Consider the following 13696-nt stretch of genomic DNA (forward strand, 5'->3'; position numbering starts at 1 on the left):
GGACCGCGCCCGCCGCGCCACCCCCTCCGGGTGCCCCGCCGGGCCCGGTCCCCGGCCCGGCCGCCTGACAGGTAGCGCCTACACTTGGCGGTGTGTCCGAAAACCATGATGACACCGCCGAACTGATCGCCGCGATCCGCGCGTCGCTGTCCAAGGTGCTCGACCCTGAGATTCGTCGACCGATCACTGAACTCGGCATGGTCAAGAACATCGATGTCGCGCCCGACCGCAGTGTGCACGTGGAGATCTACCTGACGATCGCGGGCTGTCCGATGAAGGGCGACATCACCGACATGGTCACCCAAGCGGTGGCCGACACCCCGGGAACCGGCCCGGTGACGGTGACCCTCGACGTGATGAGCGACGAACAACGCGCCGAGATGCGCAAGATGCTGCGCGGCGACAGCCGTGAGCCGGTCATCCCGTTCGCCCAGCCCGATTCGTTGACCCGGGTCTACGCGGTCGCCTCCGGCAAGGGCGGGGTCGGCAAGTCCAGCATCACGGTCAACCTGGCCGCGGCGATGGCCGCGCGCGGCCTGTCGGTCGGGGTGCTCGACGCCGACATCCACGGCCACTCGGTACCGCGCATGATGGGCTGCACCGACCGGCCGACCCAGGTCGAGAAGATGATCCTGCCGCCGATCGCGCACGAGGTGCGGCTGATCTCGATCGCCATGTTCACCAAGGGCAACGAGGCCGTGGTCTGGCGCGGGCCGATGCTGCACCGCGCTCTGCAGCAGTTCCTCGCCGACGTGTACTGGGGCGATCTGGACGTGCTGCTGCTCGACCTGCCGCCGGGCACCGGGGACATCGCCATCTCGGTGGCCCAGTTGATTCCGGGGGCGGAGATCCTGGTGGTCACCACCCCGCAGGCCGCCGCGGCCGAGGTCGCCGAGCGCGCCGGCAGCATCGCGCTGCAGACCCGCCAGCGCATCGCCGGTGTGGTGGAGAACATGTCGTCGTTGCAACTGCCCGACGGCACCGAGATGAAACTGTTCGGCGAGGGCGGTGGTCAGCAGGTCGCCGAACGCCTGTCCCGCTCCACCGGCGCCGACGTGCCGTTGCTGGGTCAGGTGCCGCTGGACCCGTCGATGGTGGCGGCCGGCGACTCCGGGAGGCCGATCGTGCTCAGCGCGCCGGATTCGGCCGCCGGCAAGCAGTTGCGCACCATCGCCGACACCCTGTCGACCCGGCGTCGCGGCCTGGCCGGGATGTCGCTGGGTCTGGATCCCGCCGGGCGCTGACGACGCCGGCGCTGCTCAGGTGGCGTCGTCGTCGTAGGGCGTCTGGTGGGCCGTCGATGCCCCGCCGGGTGGCAGCGGTTCGGCCGGCCCCTCGGCCGGGCGCTGCAGCGGCGGCTGGTCGAACATGCCGGTGAACAACGAGTCGTCGCCGTCGAATAGATGTTTGGTCAGCGCCGCCCGCGGCGTCATCCCGCGCAGTTTCTGCAGTTCGCTCAGCGGCTGGCGCAGATCGTCGAAGTCCGGCCCCATCTCCTCGCGCAGCTGGCTACTGGCGTTGGTGAGGTAGTCGCGGGCCTGCCGGGCTGCGTCGGCGGTCCACCGGATCGCCCCGGGCAGTCGCTCGGGACCCAACACGACCAGCCCGACCACGATCAGGACCAGGATCTCGCCCCAGCCGACGTTGGCGAACATCTAGCTGTCCGGGGCCGGCTTCACGGTCAAGGTCACCGGCCGGCCCTCGCGCAGTACCTCGATCGGCGCGTCCTGACCGATCGTGAGCTGGCGGACCGCCACCACGAACTCGTCGGCGTCGGCCACCGGCCGGTCCCCGACCTTGACCACCACGTCGTTCTCGATGATCCCGGCCTGGTCGGCCGGCCCGCCCTTCATCACGTTGGCCACCTGGGCGCCGGTCGCCACCGAGTTGCTCACCGATTTGGCGGTCAGTCCCAGCGTCGGGTGGGAGATCTTGCCGTCCCGGATCAGGGTTTCGGCGACCTTCTTCATCTCGTTGACCGGGATGGCGAAGCCCAGGCCGCTGGAGCTGTCCGACAGTGACTTGCCTGCGGTGTTGATGCCGATGACCTGCGAGTCCATGTCGATCAGCGGGCCGCCCGAGTTGCCGTGGTTGATCGAGGCGTCGGTCTGGATGGCGTCGATGACCGCCGATGTGTCGGTGCCGTCGCCCGACAGCGGGACCGGGCGGTGCAACGCGCTGACGATGCCGTGGGTGACGGTGCTGCGCAGCCCGAGCGGGGCGCCGGCGGCGATCACCTCGTCGCCGACGCGCACCTCGTCGGCGTCACCGAGGCGGGCGACGGTGAGGTTCTGCACGTTGTCGACCTTGAGCACGGCCAGGTCGGTCTTGGGGTCGCGGCCGACGAGGTTGGCCGGCACCGACTTGCCGTCGTTGAAGATGACCGAGATCTCGTAGCGGTTCGGGTTCCGCGCCGCGTCGGAGATGACGTGGTTGTTGGTGACGATGTAGCCGTCGCCGTTGATCACCACACCCGAGCCCTGCGACCCCTCGTCCTTGCTCATCGCCTCGATGGTCACCACCGAGTCGGCCACGGCGGCCGCGACCTTGGCGAACCGGCCGGCCGGTTCCTCGGCGTTGTCGGAGGTGGACAGGGTCACCCGGGAGGTGGTGAACGCCTCGACCACCTCGGCGGTCTTGCGGCCGATCACCCCGCCGATCAGCCCGATCACCAGGGCGAGCGCAGCGAGGATGGCCAGCGCCAGGTAGGAGACCCGCCCTCCGAAGAGCACGTCGCGCACGCCGAGCCGGCCTTCGCCGGTCACCCCGGTGCGCGGCGGGGGCGGGGTCACCGCCGGGTCGCCCAGTGCCGCGCCCGCGGCGGGGTCGCGCCACGGGTCGGGCGCCTCGACGGGTCCGTCCTCGCCGTCGAGTGCGCCGGCGTCGATCGGGTGCCGCTGCAGCGACGCCGCCCCGGTGAACGGACGTCCGAACGCCTCCCGCAGCACCGGGTCCGAGGAGCGCTCCCGCGGGGTGTAGTCCTGCTGGTCGCGGAAGCGGCTGGGACGCAGTTTCTCCGCCACGAAGGAGCCGCGGACCCCGGTGGGGCGGCCGAACGTCCGGCGTGCCGCCGGGTCCACCGGTGGGCGCGAGACCGGGCGCGGAGCCAGCCGATGGCCGTCCGGATTGTCCTGGTTGGAGCTCACCTAAACCTCTTCTGCTTCACCCGGAAGAACATGCGCCGCCGAGACGAGCACACGCTGCCCAGACGTCATTACCGGGACCGAGCCTACCGGCGCTTGCGGCGGCGCCGTGACTCTTGTTGCGGGAACGGGTCCGGCTGGGGCGCCTGCGGCTCCTCGGCCGGTGTCTCGGGGATCTGGGCGAGCAGCCCCAGCAGGGTCCGCGGGATCTGCACCGGTCCGGACTCGCGCAGGGCCGCGCGCGCCCGGCTCTGCCCTTCGACCTCGGCGGCGCACTGTGGGCACAGCGACAGGTGGTGGGCCGCGCGGAGGTGGGCGTTCATCCGCAGCTCCCCGTCGACGAAGGCCGCGATGGCCTCGGTGGACAGGTGTTCGGTGGAGCTGAACTGGCGGGGTGCGCCGACCGGCGCGTCGTTCTGGGAGGCGAACTGCGCGGGCAACCAGGAGAACGCCCGACGGAACACGTGTCCCGGGTCGGCCATCACCGGCTCCTCTCCTCGGCCGCTACCGCGATACCACGAATGTAGCGCGCCGAGCTCGAAGGACGGGTGCACACCGCTCGGACGGTGTGGGCGCGGATCAGCGCCCGGACGGGACGACGAACGATTCGTCGTGGTCGGGGTGGGCGGCCAGGTAGTCGCGCAGCGCCTGCCTGCCGCGGTGGATCCGGCTGCGCACGGTGCCCAGTTTGACCCCGAGCGTGGCGCCGATCTCCTCGTAGGACAGGCCTTCGATGTCACACAGCACCACCGCGGCGCGGAACTCCGGCGGCAGCGACGCCAGCGCCGCCTGCAGGTCGGGTCCCAGCCGCGCGTCGTGGTAGATCTGCTCCGGGGTGGACACGGTCGACGGAACCCGGTCGTAGTCCTCCGGCAGTGCCTCCATCCGGATGCGGGCGCGGCGGCGCACCATGTCCAGGAACAGGTTGGTGGTGATGCGGTGCAGCCAGCCCTCGAACGTTCCGGGGCGGTAGTTCTGCAGGGACCGGAACACCCGGATGAACGTCTCCTGGGTGAGGTCCTCGGCGTCGTGCTGGTTGCCCGACAGCCGGTAGGCCAACCGGTAGACCCGGTCGGCGTGCTGGCGCACCAGCTCGTCCCACGACGGCATGGCGGCGTTGTCCCCGGTCGCATCGAACACCGCGGTGCCCTGCAACTCGTCGGACGGCTCGGCCCAGCCGCTCGCCGGCTCCGGAGCCGGGTGCGACATGCTCGTCGGGTTCATCGGTGTGGTGATGGTGATCCCCTCCACGGTGTCGACAGACATCACGTTCGATAACGCGGCGACGGTGCCCGGATATTCCCCCAGCTGCGCAACCACGCGCTTGCTGTCCTTACGGTTACCCACCAGATTGTGCCGGTTATGTGAACCCTCTGAACGTTGGGTAAGACTTGGTGACCGCCGGTCCTCTCACCCGCTGTCGGCCGCGTTGACCTGCACGGTTGCCGGGGCCGGTGTGGATGCGGTCACGATTCCCGCGGCGCGCGTCGGGCGTGTCCGCCCGGGGTGTCAGGGCGCGCCTGCTGCGGTCACCCGCCGGTTGGTCCTACGCTGCGGTCATGTCCAGCACCGACCAGCCCCCCGGCGAGACGGCCGGCCGCAGCCGCGCGGAATCGCTGTACACCCACGCCGAGGAGTCCATCTCCGAGGACGAGGTGCTGGTCGCCGCCCGTGACCGGGCCGCCGAGATCGGCGCCGGCGCGGTGAGCCCGGCGGTCGGCGCGTTGTTGAGCCTGCTGGCGCGGCTCAGCGGCGGCAAGGCCGTGGTGGAGGTCGGCACCGGCGCCGGGGTCAGCGGGCTGTGGCTGCTCTCCGGGATGGCCGAGGACGGCGTGCTGACCACCATCGACCTGGAGCCGGAGTATCAGCGGGTCGCCAAGCAGACGTTCGCCGAGGCCGGGTCCGGGCCGTCGCGCACCCGGCTGATCGCCGGTCGCGCCCAGGAGGTGCTCACCCGGCTCGCCGACGACTCCTATGACCTGGTGTTCATCGACGCCGACCCGATCGATCTGCCCACCTATGTCGCCGAAGGGGTGCGGTTGCTGCGCCCCGGCGGGGCGATCGTGCTCAACCGGGCCGCCCTCGGCGGCCGCGCCGGCGACCCGGCGGCCAATGACGCGGAGGTCTCCGCCGCCCGCGAGGCCGCCCGGCTCATCGCCGAGGACGAGCGGCTGAGCCCGGCGTTGATCCCGCTGGGCGAGGGTCTGTTGGCCGCCGTGCGCGACTGACCCGCACCGCTCCGCTCCCCCTGTCACCGCGGCGTTGAACGTCGCTGTGAAGAAAACCCTTGCCTCTCGATTGAACGCGCGTTTAAACTATTGAACATGCGTTCAGCCGATCAGTCGACGCCCGCCCGCATCCGGGATGCGGCGATCACCCTGTTCGCCGAGCGCGGCTTCGACGTCGGGGTGCGCCCGATCGCGGCGGCAGCCGGGGTGAGCGCCGGACTGGTGCTCCACCACTTCGGCTCCAAGGACGGCCTGCGGCAGGCCTGTGACGACTACGTGGCCGAGCAGATCCGCCAGGACAAGGTGGCGGCGCTGCGGGCCCCGGACCCGGCCAGTTGGCTGGCCCAACTGAACGCGACCGAGTCCTATGCACCGCTGACCGCTTACCTGATGCGCAGCCTGCATACCGGCACCGACCTGGCCAAGTCACTGTGGCGCCGGATGATCGACAATGCCGAGGACTACCTCGCCGAAGGCGTGCGCGCGGGCACGATCAAGCCCAGCGCCGACCCGCGGGCCCGCGCCCGCTACCTGGCGATGATCGGCGGTGGCGGCCTGTTGCTCTATCTGCAATTGCACGACACGCCCGACGATTTCGAGGCTGTGCTGCGCGACTACGTGCGCGACATGGTCCCACCGGCGCTGGAGCTCTACACCCAGGGTCTGCTGACCGACGCGAGTCTCTACGAGGCGATGGTCACCGACCGCACGGGTACCCGTCCCGCCGCCGATCACCCCGACGCGGGCAACCCGACCACAGCCGACGACGGAGGAGGCCCCGATGACCGGTGACGAACGTGGCCCGATGATCGAGATCGGTTCGCTGCGCAAGAGTTTCGGGCGGGTGTTGGCGCTCGACGGTCTCGACATGGTGGTCCACCCCGGCGAGATCCACGGTTTCCTCGGTCCCAACGGAGCCGGGAAGTCGACGACGCTGCGGGTCCTGCTCGGTCTGATCCGCGCCGACGGCGGTACGGTACGCATGCTCGGACGCGATCCGTGGACCGACGCGGTGGCGTTACATCGCGAGATCGCCTATGTGCCCGGCGATGTCACGCTGTGGCCGTCACTCACCGGCGGGGAGATCATCGACCTTCTGGGTCGCATGCGCGGCGGTCTGGATGTGCGCCGCCGCGACGAACTCATCGAACGCTTCGACCTCGATCCGCGCAAGAAGGCCCGGACTTACTCCAAAGGCAACCGGCAGAAGGTGTCGCTGGTGTCGGCGCTGGCCTCGCCGGCCCGGTTGCTGCTGCTCGACGAGCCGACCAGCGGCCTGGACCCGTTGATGGAACGGGTTTTCCAGCAATCCGTCACCGAAGCCCGCGACCGGGGTGCCACCGTCCTGTTGTCCAGCCACATCCTGGCCGAGTGTGAGGCGCTGTGCGAGCGGGTGACGATCATCCGGGCGGGGCGCACGGTGGAGAGCGGCTCGCTGGCATCGATGCGGCACCTGAGCCGCACGTCGATCACCGCCGAGGTGACCGGCGATCCCGGCGACCTGGCCCGCCTGCCCGGCGTTCACGACCTCACCAGATCCGGCAGCACGGTCCGCGCCCAGGTGGACAACGCCGGCCTGGGCGAGGTGGTCCGGGTGCTCGGCGAGGCCGGGGTACGCAGTCTGGTCAGCCAGCCACCCACGCTTGAGGAACTCTTCCTGCGCCACTACGACGCCGCCGCGCCGGCCGGAGCCCGGTGATGAGGACGACCGCCCCCGCCCGCCCGTCGCTTCCGGGGCGGCGGGCCGGGACCGCCTTCGCCGGGACCACCCAACTGCTGCGGCTGTACCTGCGCCGCGACCGAATCGTGTTGCCGCTGTGGGTGCTGTTGCTGTCGGTTCCGCTGGCCGGTGTCTACATCGGCAGCGTGGCCGCGATCTATCCGACCGCCGCCGACCGGGCCGGGCTCGCGGCCACCATCATGGCCAGCCCCGCGCAACGCGCCCTCTACGGCCAGGTCTACAACGACAGCCTCGGTGCGGTCGGCATCTGGAAGGCGGGGATGTTCCATGCGCTGATCGCGATCGCGGTGATCCTCACCGTGATCCGGCACACCCGCGCCGACGAGGAGAGCGGCCGCACGGAGTTGGTCGACTCGACCGCGGTCGGCCGCTACGCCGGGCTGACCGCCGCGCTACTGCTGGCCGCCGGCGGCTCGATCGCCACCGGCGTCATCGGTGCCGCCGGGTTGCTGACCACCGATGTCGACCCCGGCGGGTCGCTGGCATTCGGTGCGGCACTGGCGTGTTCGGGCCTGGTGTTCACCGCCGTCGCCGCGGGCACCGCGCAACTCTCCCCCAGCGCCCGCGTCGCCCGTACAGCGGCGTTCGGGGTGCTGGCGGTGGCATTCACCCTGCGCGCCGTCGGCGACGCGGGCGATGGCGGCTTGTCGTGGCTCTCCCCGCTGGGCTGGGCCTTGCAGGTCCGCCCCTACGCCGGGGACCGGTGGTGGGTGCTGCTGCTGCCGCTGGCGGCGGCCGCGGCGCTCACCGTGGTGGCCTACCGGCTGCGCGCTCGCCGCGATGTCGGAGCGGGCCTGTTCGCCGAGCGACCCGGTCCCGCGCAGGCGTCGTCGCGGCTACGCGGGGTCTTCGGGTTGGCGTGGCGGCTGGGCCGCGGCTCGCTGGCGGTCTGGACCGTCGGGTTGGCGGCATACGGGCTGATGATCGGCAGCGCGGTGCGCGGGATCGGCGGCCAGTTGGGCGGCGACGCCCGCGACGTCGTCACCCGACTGGGCGGCACCACGGCGCTGGCGGACGCGTTCATCGCGGTGGCGTTCACGATGGTGGGGCTGGCCGCGGCCGCCTTCGCGGTCTCGCTGGTGCTGCGGCTGCATCAGGAGGAGGAGGCCGGCCATGCCGAAGAAGTGCTGGCCGCCGCGGTCCCGCGCGGCCGCTGGCTGGGCAGCCATCTGGTGATGGCGCTGGGCGCCTCGGCGCTGGCCCTGCTGGTGGCCGGCGCTGCCGCGGGCACCGCGTATGCGGCCGCCACCGGCGACCCGGCCGACGCGGTGGCCACGATCGGCGCCGCCGCCGTGCAACTGCCTGCCGTGTGGCTGCCCGCGGCGCTGGGGGTGGCGTTGTTCGGGGTGGCGCCCCGCTTCACCCCGGCGATCTGGGGGGCGCTCGTCGCGTTCGTCGCGATCTATCTCCTGGGTGCGTTGTCGGGGGCGCCCCATTGGGTGAACGACGCCGAACCGTTCGGGCATGTGCCGCGAGTGACCGGCGGGGATTTCACCGCGGTGCCGCTGCTGTGGTTGCTGGGGATCGACGCGGCGCTGATCGCGGTGGGCGCGATCGGCTTCGCCCGACGCGACCTACGGCACTGAACCGGAAGGAGCCGCGATGACCATCGGAGTGCGGGTACTCACCTCGTCGCTGATCGGAACCGCGCTGCTGGCCGCGGCGCTGTTCTTGCCGGCGGGCACCCTGGACTACTGGCGGGGTTGGGCGTTCCTGGCGGTGTTCGCGGCGGCCAGCCTGGGGCCGGCCCGCTACTTCGCCCGTAAACACCCCGAGGTCCTGGAGCGGCGCCTGCGCGTCGGGCCGCGGGCCGAGCCCCGCCGGGCACAGCAGGTGATCATCACCCTGTCTTTCCTGGTGTTGCTGGCGATGCTGGTGTTCAGCGTCGTCGATCACCGCTTCGGTTGGTCACCGGTGCCGGCGGCGGTCTCGGTGCTCGGCGACGTCGCGGTGGCGACCGGGCTCGGGATGGCCATGCTGGTGGTCGCCCAGAATCATTTCGCCGGCGCCACGATCCGGGTCGAGCCCGATCAGCAACTGGTCAGCACCGGACTGTACCGAGTGGTGCGCCACCCGATGTATGCCGCAAACCTGGTGCTGATGGCCGGGATCCCGCCGGCGTTGGGTTCGCTGTGGGGTTTGGTCTTCCTCGTCCCGGGCGCTGCGGTGCTGGCCGCGCGGGTCCTCGACGAGGAAGCCATGCTCACCGCGGAGTTGCCCGGCTACCGCGACTACACCCGTCAGGTCCGCTACCGGTTGGTGCCGTACCTGTGGTGAGGCCTTAGAACGGAAGTTTCAGATCCGGCAGTCGCAGGCTCGGGCCCTTGGGTGATGTGGGCGCCTTCGGCTGCCAGTGCGGGAACTTCGGGCCCCGATCCGGGGACTTGGGTTGCCAGTCGGGCAGTGTGGGTGGCTGCCACTCGGGCTGCTTGGGGGCTTTGGGCGCCTTGGGAGCTTTGGGCGCCTCAGGCTGCCAATTCGGCAGTGACGGTTGCCACTCCGGCAGCTGCGGCGTCTTGGGCTTCTCCGGCTGTTTCGGTGTTTTCGGCCGGTCCGGTTGCTTCGGCTGCCAGACCGGCGGCAACTCCTGCTCGGGCCGGGTCTTCTTCGGCAGTTCCGGCTTCGGAGCCGGGAACTGCGGGACCACGACCGGGATCGGGACCGGCAGCGGGATAGGGGCGGGCGCATCGGGAACGTCGGGTACCGGGGGCGCCTGCGGTGCCGGCACCGCGGCTTCGGCGGACGGCGCGGGAGCCAGCGGCGGCGTCACCGCACGCGGGGCCGGCGGCTCCGGGGGTGCCTGTGGAGCCGGGGCCGGCGCCTGCGGGGCCGGAACCGGCGCCGGGGCCCGCGGCACGACCGGCGGTGGCGCGGCCTCCGGTGGCGGCGCTGCTTCCGGCGGCACCGGTTGGAACACCGGGGCGGGCTGCTGGATGGTCTGCGGCGCGGCCGGGCGTTGCGGCGCCTCCTCTGAGCTGCCGACGTTGGGCAACAGCCGGGCGACCGGCTGGATCTGCAGCACCAACGTGACCACCAGCGCCACCGAGGCGATGACGCCGACCGCGGCCAGGGCGCTGCCGACCAGCATCGGGGTGCGGGCCCGGTGTCTCCCCGCGCGCTCGGCCGGTTCGTCGGCCGGGGTTGCGCTGTAGGCCAGGGCGGTGTCGCCGGTCTCGGCGCTGTCGGCCAGCCGCAGCGCCAGTCCGTCCGGGTCGACCGCGCCGGTCCCCGGGTCGCGGGAATAGGCCAGTGCCTGGGTGGACATGGTGAACAGCGGGGCGTGCGCCGCGGCCACCGCGGCGCCCTGGGCCAGCGCCATCGCCGGCTCCTCGGGCACCGTCACCGGAAGCGGTGTCAACGCCTCGAGCCGGGTCTTGATCGCCCGGATGTCGGCGCCGGCACCGACCAGGTGCACCCCACCGGGGCGGGTCTCCAGCAGGGCCAGTTCGGTCATCGCCTCGGCCAGCACCCCGGACGAATCGTCGGGCAGTTCCCGGCGGTGGACCGCACCGATCGCCCCGGTGCCCGAGTCGACGACCGCGAGGGTCATGCTGCCCGGCTCGAAGTAGGTCAGCGCGGTGCACGGGTAGCCGAGCGCGCGGCCGACGGTCTGGGTCAGCGCGGCCGCCGCCAGGAACCCCGACACCAACATCACGTTGCCGATCCGGTGTTCGCTGAGCGCGTCGCCGACGACGATCGCGTCGGCCTGTTCCGCGCAGGTCACCCCGATCGAGGCGACCCGGTAACCGCCGGCTTCGGCCGCGCCGCGCGCCTGTTCGATGGCGGCGATGGCGTGCTCGGCGGCGGTGCCGCCGCTACCGACCGCGATCATGTCCTCATCGACGGTCACGCCGTCGGCGTGGTTGCCTTCGATCAGAGCGAGATGGATCGCCGTCGGTGTCACCGACACTCCCAGGGCGACCTCCACGACCCCTCCCACACCGGTTCGGAAAACCCATACCGGACTCGTCGTCATCGCTGGCGGCACCGTCGATGCTACGCGCGCCGGACCCCCTCCACCATACATGCGCACGTATGAATGAATGAGAGCGGCTGGCGCCGAGTCGTCAGATCCAGACGCCCTTGCCGACCGCGACGACGCCACCCGCGCTGATCGCGAACCGCTCCCGGTCCTTCTCCAGATCCACCCCGACCATCTCGCCCGGACCGACCACGACGTTCTTGTCCAGGATCGTGTGCCGCACCACCGCGCCGCGGCCGACCCGCGCCCCGGGCATGATCACCGCGCCCTCGACGATCGCGCCGTCACCGATGACGACGTTGGACGACAGCACCGAGTTGCGCACCGACGCCGCGGTGATGATGCTGCCGGCTCCGACCACCGACTCCTGCGCCGAACCGCCGTTGACGAACTTGGCCGGAGCGAGGTTCTCGGTCGCCCCGCGGATCGGCCAGCGGGTGTTGTAGAGGTTGAAGATCGGCTGCTCGGAAACCAGGTCCATGTGCGCGTCGTAGAACGCGTCGAGGGTTCCCACGTCGCGCCAGTAGCCGCGGTCGCGGTCGGTGGCGCCCGGCACCTCGTTATCCGAGAAGTCGTAGACCGAGGCCACCCCGTCGGACACCAGGCGCGGGACGATGTCGCCGCCCATGTCGTGGTCGGAATGGTCGTCCTCGGCGTCGGCGCTGATCGCGTCGACGAGCACCTTGGTGGTGAACACGTAGTTGCCCATCGAGACGAAGCTGACCTCGGGGTCGTCGGGCGCCCCCGGCGGGTCCGAGGGCTTCTCGATGAAGCTGCGGATGCGTCCGGACTCGTCGGCGTCGATGCAGCCGAACGCCGACGCCTCCGCGCGCGGCACCCGGATCCCGGCCACCGTCGCGCCCGCCCCGGTGTCGATGTGGAACTGCACCATCTGCTGCGGATCCATCCGGTAGACGTGGTCGGCGCCGAAGACCACGATGTAGTCGGGGTCCTCGTCGAAGATGAGGTTGAGCGACTGATAGATCGCGTCCGCCGAACCGGTGTACCACCGCGGCCCCAGCCGCTGCTGGGCGGGCACCGGGGTGATGTACTCCCCCGCCAGGCCGCTGAGCCGCCAGTTCTGCGAGATGTGCCGGTCCAGGGAATGCGACTTGTACTGGGTCAGCACGCAGATCCGCAGCATGCGCGCGTTGACCAGATTCGACAGCACGAAGTCGATCAGGCGGTAGGCGCCACCGAACGGGACCGCCGGCTTGGCCCGGTCCGCCGTGAGCGGATAGAGCCGCTTCCCCTCCCCGCCGGCCAGAACGATGCCCAGCACGTGTGGCGCTTCCCTCATGTTCTCAACCTATCGGCCCTCCGGCGGCCCTGCCAGAGGCCCGGCGGTCGGCGAGCCGCCACGACCGCCGGTTCGGTGACCGCGCGGACCCACCGCCGCCTCGCGACCACTACCGTTCGGGTATGCGTGTGGCGATGATGACCCGTGAGTACCCGCCCGAGGTCTACGGCGGCGCCGGCGTCCACGTCACCGAACTGGTGGCCCAGCTGCGTCATCTCTGCGACGTCGATGTGCATTGCATGGGAGCCGCCCGACCGGGCGCCGTCGCCCACCAACCCGACCCGGCGCTGGCCGACGCGAATCCGGCCCTGGCGACGCTGTCCACCGATCTGACGATGGCCCACGCCGCGGCGCCGGCGTCGCTGGCCCACTCCCACACCTGGTACACCGGTCTGGCCGGGCACCTGGCGGCCCGGCTCTACGACATCCCCCATGTGCTGACCGCGCATTCGCTGGAACCGTTGCGGCCCTGGAAAGCCGAGCAACTCGGCGGCGGATACCGGGTGTCGTCGTGGGTGGAGCACACCGCGGTGCACGGCGCCGACGCCGTCATCGCGGTCAGCGCGAGCATGCGCGACGACGTACTGCGGGTCTACCCCGACCTCGATCCCGACCGGGTCCACGTGGTGCACAACGGGATCGACACCCAAACCTGGTTCCGCGACACCGACCCGTCGGGGCCCTCGGTGCTGGCCGAACTCGGCGTCGACCCGAACCGGCCGATCGTCGCGTTCGTCGGGCGGATCACCCGCCAGAAAGGCGTCGTTCACCTGTTGGCCGCGGCGCACCGGTTTCCCGCCGACACGCAACTGGTGCTGGTCGCCGGCGCACCCGACACCCCGCAGATCGCGGCCGAGGTGTCGATGGCCGTCGACGAACTCTCCGCCGAACGCGGAGCGGTGTTCTGGGTCCCCGACATGCTGCCCACCCAAAGCATCCGGGAGATCCTGTCGGCCGCAACCGTGTTCGTCTGCCCGTCGGTCTATGAGCCGCTGGGGATCGTGAACCTGGAGGCGATGGCCTGCGAAACCGCGGTGGTGGCCTCCGACGTCGGTGGCATCCCCGAGGTGGTCGACGACGGGGTCACCGGAACCCTGGTCGCCTACGACCCCGATGACGCCGACGGCGCCGAGGACTATGCGACGCGGTTGGCCGAAGCGGTCAGCGCGCTGCTCGCCGATCCCGAGCGATCCCGTCGGTACGGGGAGGCGGGCCGTCAGCGCTGCATCGAGCGGTTCTCCTGGGCGCGCAGCGCCGCCGAGACATTCGAGGTGTATCGCGCGCTCTGTGGGTAGCGCACCG

At 71.2% G+C, this 13696-nt stretch carries 13 protein-coding genes; 7 read left to right on the plus strand and 6 right to left on the minus strand.

Annotation, left to right across the window (positions count from 1 at the left end; genetic code table 11):
- Positions 1–92: 92 nt before the first annotated feature.
- Positions 93–1244, plus strand: coding sequence for an Mrp/NBP35 family ATP-binding protein (locus tag AWC30_RS03115; RefSeq protein WP_085108687.1), 1152 nt, complete (start codon positions 93–95; stop codon positions 1242–1244).
- 15 nt (positions 1245–1259) lie between these two features.
- Here AWC30_RS03115 and tatB read toward each other — a convergent pair whose 3' ends face one another.
- From tatB to sigE, 4 genes are all read right to left on the minus strand, one after another.
- A complete protein-coding gene (gene tatB / locus AWC30_RS03120; protein WP_085108689.1) occupies positions 1260–1655 on the minus strand; it encodes a Sec-independent protein translocase protein TatB in 396 nt (131 codons plus the stop codon).
- Positions 1656–3146 carry a serine protease HtrA gene (gene htrA / locus AWC30_RS03125; RefSeq protein WP_085108691.1) on the minus strand — a complete coding sequence of 497 codons (1491 nt, stop codon included), beginning with the start codon at positions 3144–3146 and terminating at the stop codon, positions 1656–1658. It abuts the gene before it with no gap.
- Positions 3147–3229: 83 nt separating this feature from the next.
- Positions 3230–3625, minus strand: a complete 396-nt coding sequence (gene rseA, locus AWC30_RS03130; RefSeq protein WP_085108693.1) for an anti-sigma E factor RseA — start codon at positions 3623–3625, stop codon at positions 3230–3232.
- 97 nt (positions 3626–3722) lie between these two features.
- Positions 3723–4367 carry an RNA polymerase sigma factor SigE gene (sigE, locus tag AWC30_RS03135; protein ID WP_207568389.1) on the minus strand — a complete coding sequence of 215 codons (645 nt, stop codon included), beginning with the start codon at positions 4365–4367 and terminating at the stop codon, positions 3723–3725.
- A 335-nt stretch (positions 4368–4702) separates the two neighbouring features.
- Between sigE and AWC30_RS03140 the strand changes: the two genes are divergently transcribed.
- The 5 genes from AWC30_RS03140 to AWC30_RS03160 all read left to right on the plus strand — a co-directional run bounded on the left by AWC30_RS03140 (position 4703) and on the right by AWC30_RS03160 (position 9389).
- The gene (locus tag AWC30_RS03140; protein WP_085108695.1) at positions 4703–5371 is read left to right on the plus strand and encodes an O-methyltransferase; all 669 of its coding nucleotides are present in this window, start codon (positions 4703–4705) and stop codon (positions 5369–5371) included.
- A gap of 96 nt (positions 5372–5467) precedes the next feature.
- Positions 5468–6163 carry a TetR/AcrR family transcriptional regulator gene (locus AWC30_RS03145; RefSeq protein ID WP_085108697.1) on the plus strand — a complete coding sequence of 232 codons (696 nt, stop codon included), beginning with the start codon at positions 5468–5470 and terminating at the stop codon, positions 6161–6163.
- A complete protein-coding gene (locus AWC30_RS03150; RefSeq protein WP_085108699.1) occupies positions 6153–7070 on the plus strand; it encodes an ABC transporter ATP-binding protein in 918 nt (305 codons plus the stop codon). Before AWC30_RS03145 ends, AWC30_RS03150 begins: the two co-directional genes overlap by 11 nt.
- Positions 7070–8698 carry an ABC transporter permease gene (locus AWC30_RS03155; protein WP_109561902.1) on the plus strand — a complete coding sequence of 543 codons (1629 nt, stop codon included), beginning with the start codon at positions 7070–7072 and terminating at the stop codon, positions 8696–8698. The genes AWC30_RS03150 and AWC30_RS03155 overlap by 1 nt, the downstream gene beginning before the upstream one ends.
- A gap of 16 nt (positions 8699–8714) precedes the next feature.
- Positions 8715–9389 carry a methyltransferase family protein gene (locus tag AWC30_RS03160; protein ID WP_085108701.1) on the plus strand — a complete coding sequence of 225 codons (675 nt, stop codon included), beginning with the start codon at positions 8715–8717 and terminating at the stop codon, positions 9387–9389.
- 4 nt (positions 9390–9393) lie between these two features.
- On the opposite strand, the gene AWC30_RS03165 is transcribed toward AWC30_RS03160, so the two are convergent.
- Positions 9394–11040: a DUF7159 family protein gene (locus AWC30_RS03165; protein WP_085108703.1), complete on the minus strand. Its 1647-nt coding sequence runs from the start codon at positions 11038–11040 to the stop codon at positions 9394–9396.
- 139 nt (positions 11041–11179) lie between these two features.
- The gene (gene glgC, locus AWC30_RS03170) at positions 11180–12394 is read right to left on the minus strand and encodes a glucose-1-phosphate adenylyltransferase (RefSeq protein WP_085108705.1); all 1215 of its coding nucleotides are present in this window, start codon (positions 12392–12394) and stop codon (positions 11180–11182) included.
- A gap of 122 nt (positions 12395–12516) precedes the next feature.
- Here glgC and glgA point away from each other — a divergent pair, with 122 nt between their 5' ends.
- Positions 12517–13689 (plus strand): glycogen synthase, encoded by a 1173-nt coding sequence (gene glgA / locus AWC30_RS03175; protein ID WP_085108707.1) that lies wholly within the window; start codon positions 12517–12519, stop codon positions 13687–13689.
- Positions 13690–13696 lie beyond the last annotated feature (7 nt).

It is taken from the genome of Mycolicibacillus trivialis (assembly GCF_002102395.1).
GTDB classification, from domain to species: domain Bacteria; phylum Actinomycetota; class Actinomycetes; order Mycobacteriales; family Mycobacteriaceae; genus Mycobacterium; species Mycobacterium triviale.